This is a genomic window from Clostridioides sp. ES-S-0123-01 (genome assembly GCF_020658415.1).
Lineage (GTDB): Bacteria > Bacillota > Clostridia > Peptostreptococcales > Peptostreptococcaceae > Clostridioides.
Window position 1 is genome coordinate 146324 of record NZ_JACVWD010000001.1, and the last position, 21769, is coordinate 168092.

The 21769-nt window shown below is 27.5% G+C and carries 18 protein-coding genes and 1 other annotated feature; of the genes, 10 read left to right on the forward strand and 8 right to left on the reverse strand.

Annotation, left to right across the window (positions count from 1 at the left end; genetic code table 11):
- Nucleotides 1–160: 160 nt before the first annotated feature.
- Nucleotides 161–1285, reverse strand: coding sequence for a DUF3810 domain-containing protein (locus IC175_RS00620; protein WP_227824008.1), 1125 nt, complete (start codon nt 1283–1285; stop codon nt 161–163).
- Between the two features lie 195 nt (nt 1286–1480).
- On the opposite strand from IC175_RS00620, the gene IC175_RS00625 reads away from it, so the two are divergent.
- A complete protein-coding gene (locus IC175_RS00625) occupies nt 1481–1705 on the forward strand; it encodes a hypothetical protein (protein ID WP_227482555.1) in 225 nt (74 codons plus the stop codon).
- Between the two features lie 52 nt (nt 1706–1757).
- Nucleotides 1758–2282: a GNAT family N-acetyltransferase gene (locus tag IC175_RS00630; RefSeq protein WP_227850988.1), complete on the forward strand. Its 525-nt coding sequence runs from the start codon at nt 1758–1760 to the stop codon at nt 2280–2282.
- A gap of 115 nt (nt 2283–2397) precedes the next feature.
- Here the strand turns inward: IC175_RS00630 and IC175_RS00635 are convergent, their stop codons facing one another.
- Together IC175_RS00635 and IC175_RS00640 are read right to left on the reverse strand one after the other, a co-directional pair.
- On the reverse strand, nt 2398–2544 hold the full coding sequence (locus tag IC175_RS00635; protein WP_227434777.1) for a hypothetical protein: 147 nt from the start codon (nt 2542–2544) through the stop codon (nt 2398–2400).
- A gap of 138 nt (nt 2545–2682) precedes the next feature.
- Nucleotides 2683–3609 (reverse strand): AEC family transporter, encoded by a 927-nt coding sequence (locus tag IC175_RS00640; protein ID WP_227835461.1) that lies wholly within the window; start codon nt 3607–3609, stop codon nt 2683–2685.
- Nucleotides 3610–3798: 189 nt separating this feature from the next.
- Between IC175_RS00640 and IC175_RS00645 the strand changes: the two genes are divergently transcribed.
- Nucleotides 3799–5670 carry a tetratricopeptide repeat protein gene (locus IC175_RS00645; RefSeq protein WP_227434775.1) on the forward strand — a complete coding sequence of 624 codons (1872 nt, stop codon included), beginning with the start codon at nt 3799–3801 and terminating at the stop codon, nt 5668–5670.
- Between the two features lie 93 nt (nt 5671–5763).
- Here IC175_RS00645 and IC175_RS00650 read toward each other — a convergent pair whose 3' ends face one another.
- Nucleotides 5764–6699 (reverse strand): magnesium transporter CorA family protein, encoded by a 936-nt coding sequence (locus tag IC175_RS00650; RefSeq protein WP_227434774.1) that lies wholly within the window; start codon nt 6697–6699, stop codon nt 5764–5766.
- 518 nt (nt 6700–7217) lie between these two features.
- Here IC175_RS00650 and IC175_RS00655 point away from each other — a divergent pair.
- Nucleotides 7218–7730 (forward strand): flavin reductase family protein, encoded by a 513-nt coding sequence (locus IC175_RS00655; protein ID WP_227850989.1) that lies wholly within the window; start codon nt 7218–7220, stop codon nt 7728–7730.
- Nucleotides 7731–8044: 314 nt separating this feature from the next.
- On the opposite strand, the gene IC175_RS00660 is transcribed toward IC175_RS00655, so the two are convergent.
- From IC175_RS00660 to thrC, 3 genes are all read right to left on the reverse strand, one after another.
- Nucleotides 8045–9103: an NAD(P)H-dependent flavin oxidoreductase gene (locus tag IC175_RS00660; protein WP_255606541.1), complete on the reverse strand. Its 1059-nt coding sequence runs from the start codon at nt 9101–9103 to the stop codon at nt 8045–8047.
- 126 nt (nt 9104–9229) lie between these two features.
- Nucleotides 9230–10123 carry a homoserine kinase gene (thrB, locus tag IC175_RS00665; RefSeq protein ID WP_227482558.1) on the reverse strand — a complete coding sequence of 298 codons (894 nt, stop codon included), beginning with the start codon at nt 10121–10123 and terminating at the stop codon, nt 9230–9232.
- A gap of 9 nt (nt 10124–10132) precedes the next feature.
- Nucleotides 10133–11614 (reverse strand): threonine synthase, encoded by a 1482-nt coding sequence (gene thrC, locus IC175_RS00670; protein ID WP_227850990.1) that lies wholly within the window; start codon nt 11612–11614, stop codon nt 10133–10135.
- A gap of 106 nt (nt 11615–11720) precedes the next feature.
- Nucleotides 11721–11950: a binding site (T-box leader), on the reverse strand.
- Nucleotides 11951–12826: 876 nt separating this feature from the next.
- On the opposite strand from thrC, the gene trxB reads away from it, so the two are divergent.
- Nucleotides 12827–13735: a thioredoxin-disulfide reductase gene (gene trxB / locus IC175_RS00675; RefSeq protein WP_227482559.1), complete on the forward strand. Its 909-nt coding sequence runs from the start codon at nt 12827–12829 to the stop codon at nt 13733–13735.
- Nucleotides 13736–13827: 92 nt separating this feature from the next.
- Here the strand turns inward: trxB and typA are convergent, their stop codons facing one another.
- A complete protein-coding gene (gene typA, locus IC175_RS00680; RefSeq protein ID WP_227434769.1) occupies nt 13828–15651 on the reverse strand; it encodes a translational GTPase TypA in 1824 nt (607 codons plus the stop codon).
- Between the two features lie 214 nt (nt 15652–15865).
- On the opposite strand from typA, the gene IC175_RS00685 reads away from it, so the two are divergent.
- From IC175_RS00685 to IC175_RS00705, 5 genes are all read left to right on the forward strand, one after another.
- Nucleotides 15866–16108, forward strand: a complete 243-nt coding sequence (locus IC175_RS00685; protein ID WP_227824003.1) for a hypothetical protein — start codon at nt 15866–15868, stop codon at nt 16106–16108.
- Nucleotides 16109–16225: 117 nt separating this feature from the next.
- Nucleotides 16226–16417, forward strand: coding sequence for a DUF1450 domain-containing protein (locus IC175_RS00690; protein WP_227434767.1), 192 nt, complete (start codon nt 16226–16228; stop codon nt 16415–16417).
- 310 nt (nt 16418–16727) lie between these two features.
- Nucleotides 16728–19226 (forward strand): heavy metal translocating P-type ATPase, encoded by a 2499-nt coding sequence (locus IC175_RS00695; RefSeq protein WP_227845916.1) that lies wholly within the window; start codon nt 16728–16730, stop codon nt 19224–19226.
- A 155-nt stretch (nt 19227–19381) separates the two neighbouring features.
- Entirely contained in the window at nt 19382–20050 is a 669-nt protein-coding gene (locus IC175_RS00700) for a response regulator transcription factor (RefSeq protein ID WP_227434765.1), read from the forward strand.
- A complete protein-coding gene (locus tag IC175_RS00705; protein ID WP_227434764.1) occupies nt 20034–21311 on the forward strand; it encodes a sensor histidine kinase in 1278 nt (425 codons plus the stop codon). Before IC175_RS00700 ends, IC175_RS00705 begins: the two co-directional genes overlap by 17 nt.
- Nucleotides 21312–21769 lie beyond the last annotated feature (458 nt).

The window sequence follows — 21769 nt, forward strand, 5'->3', positions numbered from 1 at the left end:
AATTCTTCCTTGTATCATAAGTATACATGTAGTAAATACTTAGAAATAGTTTGTTTTTTAATAATGAACTTATAAAAAATAAACTATTAAATAATAGAAAAGTAGATAAAAATAACAATTTTTTATTTTTTATCTATTTTCCCATTCTCTATAAATACTTTTAATTATATGGATATAATTCATAATAAGTTAGCAATAAATCAACCATTTTACCATAACTTTGGGTTCCTTCAGCAATTCCATTAGCTTTTAAATAAGAATTATTAAACTCATTGGAGATTTTATCGATTTTACCTTCATATCTTTGCCAAAATTCACTCTCATTTTTTAAATCCCTACGAACAGACTCTGAAATACCAGCAGAAATATCAGCATATGCCTTATAGTCAACTTTGCTTAAAGCAGAAGCAGTATAATTTAAGGCCAAAATATAGCCAGAATAATTAAAATCAATATCAGGATGTTTTATTGAAGTGAGATAACCTATAAAGTTAGCTTCATCTTCACTAGCAAATCCTCTCTGATGTGCCATTTCATGACCAACTGTACAAGGAATATATAAGTCAGGGATTGCAATATTAATATTTGCCTCACCTGTAAAGGGAAAGTATATACCAGTTATTCCTGTATAACACATAAGATGTGATGAAATAACATACTTTGGCTTAGAGTAACTACCACTAACACTAGGTAAAATATATGAAATTTTATCATATCCTAATTGAGCTCTATTTATGACACCTTTATAATCTGTATTAGATTTTACGACACCATTTTTATCTTGTAGTGTAAGTTTTCTAGTTTCATTTGCTTTAGCTACCAAAAATTTATATAACTCAGAAAGTTCTTTAGTACTATGTTGCTTTGATTGGACAGAACTGTTGTTTTTTAAATTGTATTGGTTGATAAGGGTATTCTCGAGTGGAACTCTATTGTAGTTTATACCCCAAAGTACTACAAAAAGAAAATAAACTATTGATAAAATGGATAATATATTTAAAATAGAATTCTTTAAAAATGTCTTTAAATTTCTATTCTTTTTGAAAATTGTAAATACAATAGAACATAAAAATAAAAAAATAGATATAACTATTATGTACATTGTAATTTCGTAGATAGAAAATGGAAATATTCCTGAAACTTTACTTAATAGCTGTATAACTTTTTTATCTATGGCTTGAGAATAATATTTTTCAACAATATGTGGAATTTTACTTGCTATGAAATTTAAAAACAAAGCAATAGGAAAAAGGATTAAAGAAAAATATTTTATTTTTTTACTCATATTTCACCTCTCAGACTTTAATTTATATAAATATATTATATATCAATTAAAGTTAGATTGTAAAATAGGTATAGTTATTTATATTTATGACTTTATACTAAATAAATGATAAGTTATAATATTCATATGAATAAACAATTTATGTATAACTAATAATAATTAAAAATAACAATTGTATAAGGAGTAAAAAATATTATGATAATAAGGCTTACTAAAGATAATTTTAATTTTAGATTTAAACAATATGAAGGGATGTTTTTTCATGCTGAAGTAAACGAAGGAGAAGAATCAATTAAATACAAAATAACTAAAGATAAAGATGGCACTGAACTAAAAGAGTTTGGAAATACACATATAAAGGATAATATGATATATATACCTCAAATAGAAGCATACATAGATTTAAACAGTATAAAATAAAGATTGTAGGTATTAATTTAAAAAGAGGGTTATGTTTAGGGGGGAATACAGTATGAGTAAAGCATTAGACATAGTAATAAGACCAGTAAGAAGGGAAGACGCGAAATCGATTAATGAAATGAGAAGAGCATATAATGTTATGAGAAATACACTAGCATTAATGAGTGATAGGCTGGATAGAACTATAGCTATGCTAGATTCTCTAGGTGAAAATGATTATATGTTTGTGGCTGAAATTGATAATGATGGAGAAAAAAATGTAATAGGTTTTGCTGGTTTACATGTGAATCCATCTCCAAGATTAAGACATAGTGCAGAACTAGGAATAACCGTTGATGAAAAGTATCATGGTATAGGAGTAGGTCAAAAGCTTATGGAACAACTTTTAGACATAGCAGACAATTGGATTAAGTTGATGAGAGTAGGGTTAGAAGTAATTGTAGACAATGAAAAGGGATTAAACTTATACAAAAAACTGGGATTTGAAATAGAAGGAACTAAAAAATATGCTGTAATTAGAGATGGAAAATTTGAAGATGTTTATATCATGGGAAGATATAATAAAGATTTAATTTAACTCATTCCAATAAAAATAGAGAAGTAGAATAGATTATCTATTAATAAAGAATTTTCATTAAAGATAATTTAATATTACTTCTCTATTATATTTTAAAAACTTTATTATCGAAAATTTATAAAAACATTCTATATACAAATAGAATTATTAGCAATATCAAAGCTACCTTAAAAGCTAGACTAGCAACAGTTTTTATAATTTTTACAGAAACGCCTATAGCAACTATAGCAAATACTATTTTAAAGAGTAAATCTATATCCATATTTAAGCCTCCTATTCTATCATACATATAGATATTATTGACAAATATCTAGGAAAAAATTCCATCAATACACTATAATAAATTGTTTATATTTGTAATTTATTGAGTCTATTATTATATAATACATAAAAGAATAAATCAAGATAGTAAAAAAATACTTATAAAAGGTATTGATATAACTGAAAATAATGTCGTAAAAAATACACATTGTGAGGCTAGTGTTACATTAGAATCATATTGATTAGCAAATATAGCAGTATTTGCAGCAGCAGGCATAGAAGAAATTACTACTGGTATAGCTAAAATCATTTTATCATTAACCCACCCTTTTAGAATAAAGTATATAATCACAGGAAGTACTAATAATCTTACAATAGTAACTAGATATAATCTTTTATTTACAAAACAATCTATTGCTGAAGAATTAGCAAGCAAACTACCAATAATAATCATAGATATTGGTGTAGTCATATCTCCTAACATCTTAAGTGGATCATTTATAAACTGAGGTAATCTAAGACCTGTTATAAATAAAAATAAACCAATAACTACTGCTATTGTAGCAGGGCTTATAAGTGATTTCATTGAAAATCCTTTAGTGGTACTACCTTTAGATAACAAGTAAATTCCCAAAGTAAAAGAAAACAAGTTAAATGGTAGATTAAAAATAGCGGTGTAGAATATAGCTTCATGGCCTAGAACTGCTTCAATTACAGGATAACCCATGAAAGCTACATTTGAAAAAACAACTATATACTGATATATCCCCAGGTCTTTTGTATCTTCACATTTTAAAATGTATTTTAACAAAAAAGCAATTATAATAGAAACTATATACATAACTAAGGATATAAATAATAATAGTAGTATTTTTTGTATCATTTTATTATCAAAGTTAATCTGCATAGAACTAATTATCATAGATGGTAAAAAAATAGTCATTGTCAAATTTGAAAGTTTAGATGTACAGTGTTCATCTAATAAGTTGAATTTTCTGACAAAGTATCCTACTAAAATAATTATAAATAAAACTGCAACTTGAACAAAAATATTGCTGAAATTCATAAAATGTCCCCCCTATATATACATTATATACCAACTCAATAATAAAATCTAATGATTATAAAATTTAAAATTCAATATTACAATATAGTGACAAAAGGTAAAAATTCAATATTATAGCATTAATTATGGTTTATAATGTATAATAATGTTTGAGAGAATATATTTTATAAAATGGGTAGGTAGCGAATAATGAAAAACACAAAATTTTCTATAAGAAAAATAAAAAATATATCTAGTGACCCCAAAGTTATACATACTAAGGGAGCTCTTTTTGAAAAAATGGGAAAGACAGAAAGTGCAATAGAATTATATAAAAGTGCAGCATTAGATAATTATGTAAAATCTCAATATACTTTGGGAAATATATATGAAAATAAAAAGCAATTTAAAGAAGCAGAAAAATGGTATTCAATGGCATATAAGAATGGAAGTGAAGATGCTGCATTTGATTTGGGTAATATGTATTATAGATTAGATGGATATGAGTATGCTATATACTGGTATGAGAAAATAGCTACTATAGGATATTTACAAGCACAAAATAATTTAGGTGTATGCCATTTTAAAATGAAAGATTTTATAAGATGCGAAAAGTGGTTAAAAGAAGCAGCAGATAATAATCTAGGTAAGGCTTGTTTTAATCTAGGAGTATTGTATACATTTTTAGAAAAAGAAGATGAGGCATATGAATATTATAAAAAAGGTTCTGTACTTTTAGATGATGATGCGAAGTATAATCTAGCAATACTAAATGGAAAGAAGAAGGACAATAAATCTACAGTAAGTCTATATAAGCAATTGTATAAGTCTGGTCATATGAAAGGTTGTTTTAACTTGGGTATGATTATGGAAATCAATGATAATTTGGAAGAAGCAGAGAGATATTATAAAAAGAGCGCAGATAGAGAAGATGTAAAATCTGAGTATAGACTTGCATATGTATATGATAGAAAAGAAGAATTAGGAGACGCAATTTATTATTATGAAAAAGCAATAGAAAAAAATCACACACTTTCTAAATATAGACTTGCAAATTTATATAATAGAGAGAATGAGATAGAAAAAGCAAAGACTTATTATAAAATGGCAGCAGAAGATGATATAACAGAAGCTAAAAACAATCTAGCAGGTATATATTTTGAAGAAAAAGATTATGAAAATGCTATAAAGTACTATGAAGATGCTATAGCTGTTGGATGTAAAAGTTCTCTTGAGAATCTTGGAGACTTATATTATCAAAATCAAGATATAGAAAAAGCAGTTTCATATTATTCTAGAATTCCAAATAATGTATCGTGTCAAATAAAATTAGGGAATATATATGAAGATTTAAATAACATAGAAGAAGCTATAAGTTGGTATAAAAAAGCATCTGAAAATGGAGATACCAAATCTAGCTATAGATTGGGATGTATATATGAGAATTTAGGAAATACAAAAAATGCTAGAAAGTATTTTGAGATGGCAAGTAGTAAAAATCATATGAATGCGCGTATACATTTAGGTAGAATTTATTTTAGAGAAGGAAAACTAGAAGAATCTAAAATGATGCTTGACACACCTGCTAATGAAAATAATATATATGCTCAACACATGGTAGGACTTATTTATGATATGTTTTACAAAGATTATGTTAATTCCAAATACTGGTATGAGAAGGCTAGAGCACAAGGTTGTGTTGAATCAATATATAATTTAGGGCAAATTTATTTAAAATTAAATGATGATGCAGAAGCTGAAAAATATTATAAAGAAGGTATTAAATTTGGGAGTAAGAAGTGTGAATACATGCTTGCAGGACTTTACTACAAAAAAAGTTTAGATATGTATATTTCTCTAGCAGATGAAGAATATGATAACTGTGGAGAAATAGTAGAAGATTTCCCTAAACTAAATATAAACTTTGATGAAATATTAATTCCACCATTTAAATTACAGGAAGAAATACTTGATGAAGAAGAGTATGTTCCAATTTATATATTGAACATAAAAGAAAGTTTAGACTCAATGTTGGAAGGTCTTGAAACTGAAATGAGTATAGATGAAGAATATGATAATTAAAAAACCTGATAAAAAAAGTATTTTTAAAATAAATAAAAGCCATTGGAGTAAATGTAAATTAATTAACTCTAATGGCTTTTTCTTATTAATATTTTATAATAGCTTGTTTCTTGACATAAAAAATGTAATTATTATGCATATTATAGAAGTAATGAGCATAATTATCCAAAATCCATTTGGGTTATCAGAAAATGGCATATTGATAACATTCATACCAAAGAATCCTGATATTATTGTAGGTATTGAGAAAATTAGTGTAACTACTGTTAAAAATTGCATAACATTATTTTGATTATTACTTATAATTGCACTGAAAGCATCCATAATTCTACTCAATATATCTCCATAGATTTTAGCCATATCAAGAGCCTGTCTATTTTCGACTATAACATCTTCTAAGAGGTCTTCATCATCTGGATATTTCTTTATACCAGCAGTTCTAACCATCTTGTTTAAGACCAATTCATTGGACTTTAAAGAGGTAGAGAAGTATACCAAAGACTTTTCTAATTCCAATAGTTGTACTAGTTCTTTATTTTTCATAGATTTGTAAATTTCTCGCTCTATTATGATTGTCATTTTATTTATTTTTCTTAAGTAATGCAAGTAATAAGCTGCATTTTTATGAAGAATTTGAAGCAAGAAGCGAGTTTTTTTAAATGTAAAAAAATCTTTAATATGACCAACTATAAAGTCATTTAAAATCTTAGTTTGTGCATTACAAACTGTTATAATAGCTTCTTGAGTTATTATAATACCTAAGGGTATTGTAGTATAATGAGAAGAATTAGAGTCACTTTCGTCTACTGGTATATCTATAAGTATAAGAGTATGATTGTCTTCAACATCTATTCTTGAGCGCTCTTCTTCATCTAGTGCAGATTCTATGCTTTCTACATCTATATTTAATAAATTAGAAATTTCGTTGATTTCACTATGATTAGGTTCAACAAGATTTATCCAACAGCCATCTTCAAAAAAACTAAGTTTCTCTAATTTTGAATCTATAGTTTTGTAATATCTTATCATGGCAACACATCCTTTATTCAGTTTTATATAAATCTCATCATTTAATAGTATCTATTAATTAACTAATTTATATAACTGAATATCTGTATTAGTTTTAAAGTTAGATATTATTAAGTGATGAAATTGTAAAAAATTCTCTCCGCAACGGACTAGTATCCATTGCTCATCACTCTCCTTATTTATTATTTTATACATGCCTATATACAAAAGAAGTATTTTAAGCACTCTTTAATATAATACCTTTTCCAGGTATATAAATCAAGTTTTGATTTAGTCAAATGATATTTTTGTTATAATTTACATGTAAAACATAACAGTCATATTTAACTTAGATAAAGTATATATATACTCTGAGTGAAAATATTAAATATATTAGAAAATGAATAGGTATCTATATCCTTACTCCTTTATAATATGTTTAATAAAAAATACTTTGTTTTTCAAAGTAAATTCTAGTAATAATTTATGATGAAAATAAAAGTATTATCAATATAATAGAATGAGAGGTTATTAGAGGTATGAGTGAATTTAAAGAGATTATGTCAGAAGAAATTAAAAGTAATCCATTTAAGTTGATAGGTAAAGACTGGACATTGATAACAGCTGAAAAAGAAGGTAAAGTAAATACAATGACTGCTAGTTGGGGTGGACTTGGAGTTATGTGGGGAAAAAATGTTGCTTTTGTAGTAATAAGACCACAACGTTATACTAAAGAATTTATAGATAATACAGATTCATTTTCTCTTACTTTTTTTGATGAAGATTTTCGTGAAGAACTTTCTTATTGTGGTAAAGTATCTGGCAGAGAAGAGGATAAAATATCTAAAACAGGATTTAATGTAGAACATTTAAATGGTACACCTTATTTAAAAGAGGCAAAGTTGGCTATTATATGTAAAAAAATGCACTGCCAAAAAATTGACCCACAATGTTTTATTGATGAAGAGATAGATGGAAGATGGTATCCACAAAAAGATTATCACACTCTATATGTAGCTGAGATAACAAATGTACTTGTAAAAGAAGATTAAATAATATGCAATGATAGGGTTATATCAGTAAGCAGTATTATAGGAAGCAAAGAAAATTTAATTATGATATATAAGTGATTGAGTTTTTATACATGAAATTTTCTACAATTGATTGGAAAATAAATTAAGTAAGAGCAAGTGAAATTTTGAAATATACTATTAATAATGGTGTAAATTATATTTATATAGTATCTTAATAAAAATAAAGATGAGAATATAAATAAGCTAAGGATATAAATATGTTAATATAGATTGATTAGTAACATATTTAAACATCCTTAGCTTAATAAAAATTTAATTTGTAAATTTTCAAATTATAATTCAGAAATTAATTCATTGATAACATCTTCAACAGAACTTAACTTATCAATTTTATACGCATTATTGCCACAGAATAAAAGTGAATTTTCCACATCTCCTTTAACAGCATTAATTAATGCTTGAGAAATACAGTATGGTGTTTCTTTTGGATTGCAAGGAATCAAACAGTTGTAACATTTTTTTATCTCTGGACGATTAGTTTTAACATCTTCTATAAATTTATTTCTTATAGCACGTCCAGGAAGACCTACAGGGCTTTTAACTATGTGTACATCTTCTTCTGTAGCATTTATATACGCCATTTTAAAGTTTTCATGTGCATCACACTCATAAGTAGCAACAAATCTCGTACCAACTTGTACACCACTTGCTCCCATATCAATATATTTTTTTACATCACTACTAGAAGTTATGCCACCAGCAGCAACAACTGGAATGTTCTTGCCAAATTTTTCTCCATAATTATTTGCAACTTTTAATATCTCAACAAATTCTTTATCATAGTCTATAGAATCTATGTTATCAAGCTCCTCATTAGAGTATCCAAGATGACCACCAGCTTTTGGACCTTCAACAACTATTAAGTCAGCAGTAGTTTTCTCTTTTCTATCCCACATTTTTAAGATTACACTAGCAGCTTTTGCAGTAGAAACTATAGGTGCTATTTTTACATTACTTCCTTTTACTAAAGATGGTAGTTTATTAGGAAGTCCAGCCCCTGATATTATAAGGTCTACACCAGCTTTAACAGCTTCTTTTACATATGTTTCATATTCTTTCATAGCGACCATGAAATTAATGCCAATAATGCCACCATTTGAAATTTCTTTTGCTCTGGAAATATGTTTTTTTATAGCTCTTAAATTTGCATTTATAGTGTTAGTCTCAAAATCTTCCTCATCATAACCAATTTGAACTCCAGAAACTACACCAACACCACCAAGCTTAGCAACAGCACCAGCAAGTGATGATCTAGATATACCAACGCCCATTCCACCTTGAATTATAGGAACTTTTGCAACTAAATCTCCAATTATTAACTCTTTTATGATAATCCCTCCTCAATGTAAACATGTTTAAAGAACTAGATTATAATACTTAATATTATTACCTAGTCCTAATTATTATACTACAAATTATAATAAAAGAGTAGTTATATTTTATATGTGAGACAATAATTATAGAATATTTAAAACTGCTCCTTTAGAATCACAACACAACTCTTTTATTTCCCAATTAGATTTTAAGTTTGATAGATGATCTCTCATATTATACACGAAATTATCATCATTTTCTTTTATTAAAGCCATTATAGTAGGCCCAGCTCCACTTAAGAATACGCCAATACTATTTAATTGTTCAGATTTTTTAACAATATCACTGTAGTTTTCAATTAAAGTACCCCTATAATCTTGATGCAATTTATCTTGACAAGCTACTTTAAGAAGCTCAAAGTTTTTGTTTAACAGTGCAGACACAAGTAAAGCGACTCTACTAACATTAAACACTCCATCAGAATATGGTATTTCTTTTGGTAAAACACCTCTAGCTTTTTCAGTTGACAGTTTGAAATTAGGTATCATTGCACAAAATTTGAGTTCATTAGGGATTTCTATAATATCGTAGTGTATATTGTCATTATCAGTAACAGAAACAACCATATTACCTAAAATAGCAGGAGCAACATTATCTGGATGTCCCTCTATTTCTGAAGCTATATTTAACAACTGGCATTTATCTAAATTAGCATTTGATAGAGCATTTGCAGCTATAACGCCAGCAACTATACAAGAGGCACTACTACCAAGACCTCTACATATAGGGACATCACTTTGGATTTTTATTTTGATACCAGTAGGTATTTTAGCTGGCTTAACTCTATCAAAGAAGTATTTCATAGATGTATAAACTAAATTATTTTCATTTTTGTAGGCATCTTCGCAACCTTCTATTTCAAGACCACTTTCAATTTCTTCAACATAAAATTTATTATATATATTTAAAGCAATTCCAAGACAATCAAATCCTGGACCTATATTTGCACTTGTTGCAGGAACTATAATTTCTAACATAATAATCACCTATACCTTTAAGAATTTTTCTATAGCTATTTTTAATTCATCCTTTTCATAAATATCTTTATGTAGTATTTCTGCATTTTGAAGATTTCTAATAGGTTTTGGTATATCTACCTTAGCAATATTTGATAATCTATCTATTATGGCAAAATCATCAAGATTTCCCAAATTGGAGTCTATAGATTTTAAAACATCTTCAGAAAACTTAAATGGGCTTGCAGTACTTACAACAACAGTTTTTGTATCATCAGAAGTTTCTTTTTTGTATTTTTCATAACAATTATATGCAACAGCAGTATGAGTATCGATTAAATAATTGTAATTTTTAAAAATATTATTTATCGTGTTTTTAACTTCTTCCTCATTAGAATATTCACCATAGAATGAAGCCAGATTCTTTTTCATATCTTCATTTATTTTATAAACTCCATCTTCACTAAGATTAGATAGAAGTCTGCTTACAGTTTCAGTATTTCTATTTGATATTTCAAATAATAATCTTTCTAAATTACTTGAAATTAATATATCCATAGAAGGTGAAGAAGTCAATTTCAATGCTCTATTTTTATCATATATACCAGTTTTAAAGAAGTCATAAAGTACATTGTTGTCATTTGATGCACATATCAATTTATTTATTGGAAGTCCCATTTGTTTAGCATAATATCCAGCTAAAATATTACCAAAGTTACCAGTTGGGACTACAAAATTTATTTTGTCATTTAACTTTATTTCATCACTATCTACCAATTTCATATATGAATAAAAATAGTATGCAACTTGAGGAAGAAGTCTTCCTATGTTAATTGAATTAGCAGAAGATAAGATATAATTACTATCTAATAGTTTTTCATTAAATTCCTTATTAGAGAAAATTTTCTTTACACCAGATTGTGCATCGTCAAAATTTCCTTTTATACCAACTACATATGTATTTTTTCCAGTTTGAGTCTTCATCTGAAGTTTTTGCACTGCACTTACACCATCTTCTGGAAAGAATACAATTATTTTTATCTTGTCTATATCTTTAAAACCTTCAAGTGCTGCTTTTCCTGTATCTCCAGATGTAGCAGTAAGAATTACAACATCTTTTTCTAAATTATCTTTTTTAATAGATGTTTTAAGAAGGTGAGGCATTATAGTAAGTGCCATATCCTTAAATGCTAAAGTTGGACCATGATATAATTCTAAGAAATAAGCATCATTTACTTTATTTAATGGAGCTATACTAGTGCAATCAAATTTTTCGTCATATGCATTTGTTATACAATCTTTAATCTCAGATTCAGTAAAATCGCATAAAAATTTACTAAGGACAAAAAATGCTATTTGGGAATACGTTAAATTTACTAAATCTATAAGTTCATTTTTTACATTTGGAAATTCACTTGGAACATAAAGACCACCATCGTTTGAAATTCCTTTTATTATTGCTTGTGATGCAGTTACTTTTTCTTTGGTGCCTCTTGTACTTGAATAATACATTTCTATAATCCTCCATATATTTTAAATTTTTAATTAGCTAATTAAACTAGATACAGAATATTTTAAAAACTGAATTTAGGTAATAAAAAAAGACCCTCATCCCTAAAAAAGGGACGAGAATCTGTTTCCCGCGGTTCCACCCAAATTGATTTTAAAAAATCCACTTGATACTTTAACGTAAGTAGTAAAACGTCTATTCTTACTAAAATCATAAGATAACTTCAGATAGAAGCTCATAGGTAGTTTTCAATCTTTCTAGTTAAAGAAACTTTTCAGCTAATAGTTTCCTTCTCTGGTAACCGATTCAGATTTACTCTTCCTAATCAAAGCCTTTCAATATTCTTAATATTATTAATTATTCTAGAATATAAAACAGACAAAGTCAAGTATTAATATAAAAATTTGGAAAAAATATTTTTTGAAATGTAAAAAAACTGTAATCAAATTGACTTATATACAGAATATTTTTTTAACCTTTTTAAATCTATAAAAACTTGAATTTTCATAGAAATGAAGTGGATTTTAATAAAAATTAATTAGAAGATAAGAGTTACATATCTGTAATATTAAAATTTTATGCTACACCATATTACAAAAAAAGTTTACAAAACTTTAATTTGAAAAATGTAATTATATGGTATATCATATAAATATAGATAAATAGCGTTAATATTTAAACGATTAATTGTACTTGAATTAATAAAAGTATATAATTCTTAATTTGAAAAAAATACTATTGTAAAATTACAAATATGTTCAAATTAAATTCACAAGTATTTCACATAATAAGAGTATACTGTAAACAAAAGGAGGTATTAAATATGGGAATAGTACTTATAACAGCAGCATTAGTTTTGGTTATGTATGGACTTTCAATTCTATCATATATATCAGAAAGCAATATATTAGAAGACACTGTAAATGATAACCAATAAGGTTTTAAATTATATAAATAAGTAGAACTGTAAGTAAAAATTACTTTTTATTTACAGTTTTTTTATATATTTATTAAATAAAGTTAACATATAAATAAATAAAGTTAAAATGTAAAAAATAATACTTTATTTATAGCTATCAGTTTTTAAATTAATCCTTTCTATAAACTAACAAAAATAATGTTTTGTTTATAGTATATATGGATAATAATAGTAAAGTATAAGAATAATGAGAATAATATATAAGAAATAATAATATAAAGAGAGGTAAATTGTCATGGTAGATATTATTGTAATTGGTGCTGGACCAGCAGGTTTAACTTCAGCAATTTATGCTATGAGAGCTGGTTTAAGTGTAACAGTCTTTGAAAAAAGTATTTATGGAGGTCAAGTTGCAAGTACATCTGAGGTAGAAAATTATCCAGCAGTTCAAAAAATTTCTGGTATAGAGTTTTCTACTAACATATATAATCAAGCAGTCGATCAGGGTGTTGATATTCAGTTTGATGAAGTAGAAAGGATAAGTTTAGAAGGTAAAGTAAAAATTGTTAAAACAGCATCAGGAGAACATAAAGCAAAGGCTGTTATCCTTGCAAATGGAGTCGAAAGACGTAAATTAGGATGTGTTGGAGAAAAAGAGTTTACAGGTAGAGGAGTATCTTATTGTGCAACATGTGATGGAGCCTTTTTTAAGAATAAAGAAGTTGCAATAGTTGGTGGAGGAAATACTGCATTAGAAGATGCTTTATTTTTAGCTAATAATTGTACAAAAGTGTACTTAATTCACAGAAGAGATGATTTTAGAGGTGAAGAAGTATTAGAAAAGTCAGTAAAGGCAAGAAAAAATATTGAGATACTTTATAGTCATGGTGTAGAAAAAATAGAAGGTGAAAAGACAGTATCAAGAATAGAAGTAAAAGACTTAAAAACTGAGGAGAAAAGAACTATAGATGTAAGTGGTATTTTCATTGCTATAGGACTTAAACCTAACAATAAAATGTTTGAAAATGTACTTGAGTTAGATGAAGGTGGGTATATAGTTTCAGATGAGTCTTGCACAACATCAGTTGAAGGTGTATATGTAGCAGGAGATAATAGAACGAAGTTTTTACGTCAAATAATAACAGCAGCTTCAGATGGTGCTATCGCAGCTGTTCAAGCAGCTAATTATATAAATGTTGAATAAATATAACTCTTAAATAAAAATAGCCATATAACACTATAAAGAAAATATATCTTTAAGTATTATATGGCTATTTAGTAAATAGATATTAGAATTTATTTACCTTGTCTAGACTTATTATATCTTAATCTATCATGTTCATTTAATAATCTTTTTCTAAGTCTTATAGAATCTGGTGTGATTTCAACTAATTCATCATCTTCTATAAATTCTAATGCTTCCTCAAGAGTGAATATTCTAGGAGGTGATAATTTTATAGCATCATCTGAACCAGAAGCACGTACGTTACTCATTTTCTTGTTTTTACAAGGATTAACTACCATGTCATCTTTTCTAGAATTCATACCAATTATCATGCCTTCATAAACTTCTACACCAGGGTCTACAAACATCGTAGCTCTATCACTTAAAGCATTAAGAGAATATCCCATAGTAACACCAGGCCCTTGTGCTATTAAGACACCATTTCCTCTTGAAGGTATTTCACCCTTAAATTCTTCAAATTTTTCAAATGAACGAACTAGAGTACCTTCTCCACGAGTAGCATTTATAAACTCACTTCTATATCCTAAAAGACCACGAGTAGGAGCTAAGAATTCTATTTTTACATAGTCTCCTTCTATTGACATAGACTCCATCATACCTTTTCTCATGTTCAATTCATTTATAATAGTACCTGAATAAACTTCTGGACAGTTTACAATAACTCTTTCTACTGGTTCCATCAATTTTCCATCTTCTTTATGCATTAAAACTTCAGGCTTAGAAACACCAACTTCATAACCTTCACGTCTCATATTTTCAAGAAGTATAGATAAATGAAGTTCTCCACGTCCAGAAACTTTATATCCATCAGTAGTATCAAGAGGTTCAACTTTAAGTCCTACATTTACTTCAAGTTCTTTTTCAAGTCTGTCTTTTAAATGTCTAGTTGTAACGAATTTACCACTTTTTCCAACAAATGGAGAATCATTTACTAAGAAGTTCATAGAAAGAGTAGGCTCTTCTATTTTTATCATTTCCATAGGAAGTGGATTATCTAAATCACATAGAGTTTCTCCTATAGATATATCAGGAATACCAGATATAACAACTATTTCTCCACTAGTAGCTTCATTCACTTCAACTTGTTTTAAACCTTCATATACAGAAAGTCTTGATACTTTTCCTCTAGATACAACAGAACCTTCTCTACAAATAGCAACTTGTTCATTGCTTTTAAGTGTTCCTTTATAGATTCTACCTATACCAAGTCTACCTACATAATCATCATATGCAAGAGCTGATATTTGGAATTGTAGAGATTCATTGTCGTAATCAGGATAAGCTTCAACATGATTTACAATAGTTTTAAATAGTGGAGATAGGTCTTCACTGTCATCATCCATTTCAAGTTTAGCTATCCCTTGTTTAGCTATTCCATATATTATAGGGAACTCACATTGTTCGTCTGTTGCATTTAAGTCTACAAATAAATCGAAAACTTCATTAACTACTTCTTCCGCTCTTTGGTCTTTTTTATCAATTTTATTGATAAATAGTATTGGTTTTAAACCGAACTCTAAAGATTTTTGTAAAACAAATCTAGTTTGAGGCATTGGGCCTTCGCTTGCATCAACTAGTAAAATAACTGTGTCAACAGTTTTCATAACACGTTCAACTTCAGAAGAAAAGTCGCTATGTCCTGGTGTATCAACTATATTTATTTTATAGTCTTGATAGTTTATTGCACAGTTTTTTGAATATATAGTTATGCCTCTTTCTTTCTCAAGGTCGTTACTGTCCATAACGCAGTCTTTAACTACTTCATTTTCTCTAAAAACACCACTTTGAGAAAGGAAAGCATCAACTAGTGTTGATTTTCCTGCATCAACGTGGGCAATAACTGCGATATTTATAATTTTATGTTTTTGTGACATTTTTGTTGCTCCCTTCGATTAAAATAACTTATTAATTATATCACAATATATTATTAGGTACAAGGAAAAATAGATTAAAATGCATTAATATAATTTAAATTAGGTAAAAATGTTGATTTCAAATATATAAATTTATTTTGTTTAAAAAAAATTTTTAGACAAATAATAAATTTATAAATGAACATACTAATTTAAAAGTAGAGGATGATATATATTGGAAGTAACTAAAATAATCATTAAATATTTTACAAGTGAAAGTGATATTTTCATAAAAGAGGAAGTAGATAATTTTGAAGAACTTTTAAGATGTTCTAAAAAGTTTATTGAGGGTAAAAAAATAGAAGAAGATGTTTTATATATAAAATCTAAAGAAAACTACAAAGTAAATGTAGTTAAGTTTATAGAAGTTAAAGAGTTGGAGATAGTAAGAAAACAGCAAATACCCCCATACATGTAATAATAAAATTACTATAAAATGGAATGCATGGAAATAATTTATTGTAAAAAAAAAATTACAAAGCTTATATTTGGGTATAACTGTATTAATTAGACATTAATTAGGAGGAACTTAAATATGATAAGAGTATGCCCAAACTGTTCAAATGTGGATGTAAATAAGCTAAAAACTTTAGTTGGAGAAGAAAATGTGAAGACTGGTTGTATAGGTCAATGTAGAGCATTTAAAAAAGAAGCTGTAGGAATAATAGATAATGAGCTTGAAATAAGAGAAACAGAGGAAGAATTTTTTGAAGCATGTAAGAAATAAACTATACATGTAAGAAAAAACTACAGTAGAAAATAAATTATATAAAAGAGAGCATATAAATTGAGTAAGTATTTAGCAATTTATTTGCTCTCTTTTTATGTACATATTTAATTATGAGTATACTTTTTTATTAAATACAAATAAATATAACTAAATTAAATTTATTTATTAAAAAAATATTGATTAAATATACCTATAGGGGGTATAATATATACTATAGATTTCCAAATAAAGAATTTATCAATATTACATATCAAAATAAAATATACAAATTAATTGAAAATATATTGAAAGAGAGGAAGAGTTTATTATGAGTTCAAATAAAATAGTAGAAAATTATAAAATAACAGGTATGACATGTGCAGCTTGTGCAAAGGCAGTAGAAAGAGTAACTAAGAAATTAGATGGAGTATATGACCAAAGCGTAAACATAGCTACTGAAAAACTTAAGATAGAATATGACAATTCTAAAGTTAGCTTTGATGACATAAAGCAGGTTGTAGAAAAAGCTGGATATGGAATTATAAAGGAAGAAAGTAATAAAAAAATTGATATGAAAATTGATGGAATGACATGTGCAGCCTGTGCAAAAGCTGTAGAGAGAGTAGTAAAAAAATTGGATGGAGTAGAAAGTATTAGTGTAAATATTGCAACTGATAAAGCTAATATAGACTATAATCCATCAAAAGTAAAATTATCTCAGATAAAAGCAGCTATAGAAAAAGCTGGTTATAAACCAATAGAAGAAGTAAAAAATAAAGTTGATGTAGATGAAGATAAATTAAGAAAAGAAAAAGAAATGAATACTTTATTTATTAAATTCATAGTTGCAATAGTATTTGCAGTACCTTTGTTTTATATAGCAATGGGTCCTATGATAATAAAACCTATAGGACCATGGCCTTTACCAGAAATTCTAAATCCTATGACAAATACTTTAAATTATGCATTAGTTCAATTGATTTTAGTAATTCCAGTTATGATAGCTGGATATAAATTTTATATAAATGGGTTTAAAGCACTTTTTTCTTTAAGTCCTAATATGGATTCTTTGGTTGCAATTGGTACATTGGCAGCATTTTTATATAGTCTATATACAACAGTACAAATAGCAAATGGACAAATTCAGGGTATGCACCATCATCAGTTGTATTATGAAAGTGCAGGAATAATAATAGCACTTATATTACTTGGTAAATATTTAGAATCAAAATCAAAAGGAAAAACATCAGAAGCAATTAAAAAACTTATGGGGCTACAACCTAAAACTGCAATAGTAATAGTTGATGGTAAAGAAATAGAGACTCCTATAGAAGAAGTTGGAATAGGAGATATAATACTAGTAAAACCAGGGACTAAAATACCAGTAGATGGAGTTGTAATAGAGGGATATACATCAGTTGATGAATCTATGCTTACAGGTGAAAGTATACCAGTAGAAAAAAATATTGGAAGTAAAGTTACAGGAGCTAGTATAAATAAAAATGGTGTTATTAAATTTAAAGCTGAAAAAATTGGTGGAGATACAGCTCTTGCTCAAATAATAAAATTAGTTGAAGATGCACAGGGTACAAAAGCACCCATTGCTAAACTTGCTGATACTGTTTCTGGATATTTTGTACCAATAGTAATTGCAATAGCTATAGTATCATCATTATTGTGGTTTTTAGTGGGTGGAAAAGATATAGTATTTGTACTTACTATATTCATATCAATACTTGTAATTGCTTGCCCTTGTGCATTAGGATTGGCTACACCAACTGCTATAATGGTTGGAACTGGAAAAGGTGCAGAAAATGGAATACTGATAAAAGGTGGGGAAGCACTAGAATCTGCTCACAAAGTAAATACAGTAATATTTGATAAAACAGGTACAATAACAGAAGGAAAACCAAAAGTAACAGATATTGTATTAAATAATGTGAAAGAAGAATACCTAATTAAGATTGCTTCAAGTGCAGAGAAAGGTTCAGAACATCCTCTAGGAGAAGCAATAGTTAGATATGGAGAAGAGAAAAATATACAGATTGAAAAAGTTGATAACTTTAAAGCTATACCAGGTGCTGGTATACAAGTTACTATAAATAATGAAAATATATTACTTGGAAATAGAAAGCTTATGAACGACAATAATATTAACCTTAAAGATTTAGAGGAAAAATCTAATATACTAGCAAGTCAAGGTAAGACACCTATGTATATTGCTGTAGATGGAAATTTATCAGGAATAATTGCAGTTGCAGATGTGGTTAAAGAAAGTAGTAAAAAAGCAATAGATATTCTTCATGATATGGGAATAAAAGTTGCAATGGTAACTGGAGATAATGTTAAGACTGCAAATGCTATAGCAAGTCAAGTAGGTATAGATATGGTATTAGCAGAGGTTTTACCAGAAGATAAATCAAAAGAAGTTGAAAAATTACAAAATCAAGGTAAGTTTGTTGCAATGGTAGGAGATGGAATAAATGATGCACCAGCTCTTGCAAAAGCTGATATAGGAATAGCAATAGGAAGTGGAACAGATGTAGCAATTGAGTCTGCAGATATAGTGCTTATGAAGAGTGATTTAATGGATGTTCCAACTGCGATTAAACTTAGTAATGAAACTATAAAAAACATAAAGCAAAACTTATTTTGGGCATTTGGATATAATACAATTGGTATACCTGTAGCAGCAGGATTATTGTATATATTTGGAGGACCTCTTTTAAATCCAATGATTGCAGCAGCAGCCATGAGTTTAAGTTCAGTTTCGGTAGTTTCAAATGCGCTTAGACTTAAAAATTTCAAAGCATATAAAAAAAATTAGAATAATAAATTAAGTAAAAATGTATTTAAAAGAGCTATCTTTAATTAAAAGGATTAATTTACAAATTAAGATAGTTCTTTTTTCATGTAAAATTCACAACAATGAGATAAAATATAAGTAATATAAGAAATTTTAAAATAGAAAGGATTGATAGGATGAACTCGTCAATACTTGTAATCGAAGACGATTCAAACATACAAGAATTAATATCAGAGTTTTTAAGTGCAGAAGGCTATCAGGTTGAGTCAGCAAATGATGGATTAGAAGGTATACAAAAATTTAAGCAAGGAAGTTATGACTTGGTAATATTGGATATAATGATGCCAAACTTAGATGGTTATGGAGTTTGTAAAATGATAAGAAAATCATCAAGTGTTCCAATTATATTTTTGACTGCTTTAAACGATGAAGGAGATCAACTTAAGGGATTTGACTTAGAATGCGATGATTATATAACAAAACCATTTTCATTTAATCTTCTCATTAAAAGAGTAGAAGCTATCTTGAGAAGAAGCAACAAAACGATAAATGATAAGTTTATAGTTTTTGAAAAATTAAAGTTAGATTTAAACACATATATTGCTGAAATAGATGGAGAGCCTATAGAACTTACATTAAAAGAATTTAATATATTGAAAGCTTTGATAGAAAAATATCCACAGGTTATAACTAGGGAAGGTCTTTTAGATAGTATATGGGGTTATGATTATTATGGAGATACTAGAATTGTTGATGCACATATAAAAAATATAAGAAAAAAAATATCATTACCATATATTAAAACTGTAAAAGGAATAGGATATACACTTGAGAAGGATATTTGATAAGTGGGAAAAATTAAGTATAAAGTATAAATTATTTTCCATAACAACATCATTATTAATAGCATTAGCTTTAATAATATACCTAATTTTATATTTTTTATTGCCATCATATTATCATGAGTATAAAATTGAGTCTCTTCAAGAAAGCTTAAAATCTCTAGTAGATAGTTCAATTCACTTTGATACATATACTTTAGAAGAAAGACTCTATTATATGGCTAAAGACCAAAACCTTGCTATTTTACTAAAAGACAACCAAGGAAAAATTGTATATGGTAAAAATGAAGTAGTTATTTTAAGATATAGTAAGTATATGATTAATAGTATTGAAGATGAGTATAGAACATCTATACCTATATATACAAAAGACTCAAAAGACGGGCCATATAGTTTAGAACTTGTTATGCCATTACAGCCAATTGACGAAGCAAATGAAGTCATAAGAAAGTTAATGCCATACATTATATCAATAGCGATATTAATAGCAATTATTGGAGCATATATATATTCAATCGTAATAACAAAGCCTCTTATAAATATAATAGAGAGTGAAAGAGAACAGGAATATAGAAGAAAGGATTTTGTTGCAACGATATCACATGAATTAAAAACTCCAATAACCATAATAAGTGGTCAAATTGAAGGAATGATTTATAGTGTAGGTAAGTATAAAGATAGGGATACTTACTTGAAAAAATCATATGAATGTACACAAGAGCTAAAAGATTTAGTAAATGAGATGATAGAGGTTTCAAAATCAGAAATACTAGAAAAAGATTTAAAATTAGTATCAATAAATATAAGTGAACTTTTAAATAGACTGGTAAAAAGACAAGTATTTTTAATAGAAGAAAAACATATGAAAACTATTCTAAAAATAGAAGAAAACCTAGAAATTAAGGCAGACCAAGAGAGAATAACTAAAGCAATTAATAATATAATAAATAATGCTATAAAATATTCTCCTGAAGGCTCAGACCTTATAATTAGACTTTATGATAAAAACAATCGAATAAACAAAAAAACTTCTAATCAAAGAGTTATTTTAGAAATTGAAAATACTGGTGTAACTATAGAGAAACGTTACTTAGAAGAGATATTTAATCCATTTTATAGAATAGAAAAATCTCGTTCAAGAAAAACTGGAGGAAGTGGTCTTGGTCTTTATATAGTCAGTCAAATTTTTAAAACTCATGGGTTTGAATACAGTATAAAAAATAAGGAAAACTCTGTAGTATTTACGGTTGAATTTAAAAATTAGCTTTAAAACATATATAGAGTATCTTTTCATAAGTTGGAAAATGTCAGCATAGCCTGTATTTACGAGTTTTGATAAGGATGGTAGTAGAAAATTAGCAAAATCAAGGCTTTGCAGACAGCAGGCAGACAGTGTGATTATATAAAACTGAATATTATGATAGAAAAAGGACGCATTTTTGAAATCTGCGTCCTTTTTCTATTGGATTTTGCTTATCCTTGAAAAGTCAGCAGGAAGTAAAGAACATCATTGAATGGGCTTCATTGATGGCTTTTGATTAAATGGGTTTTAGAGCCGTGTTACAGTCATTTTTAGATACCGAAGATACAAGGCATCTTACTTAGAGGATGGGCAAAATCTAGCGCTGGATAAGGTAGATTTTGGTTATCTCATTGAGCATTTATACAGGCAGACTGGAACTGAATATGAGTTATTCCCTGCTGAAGAAGAAATTTGAGAGG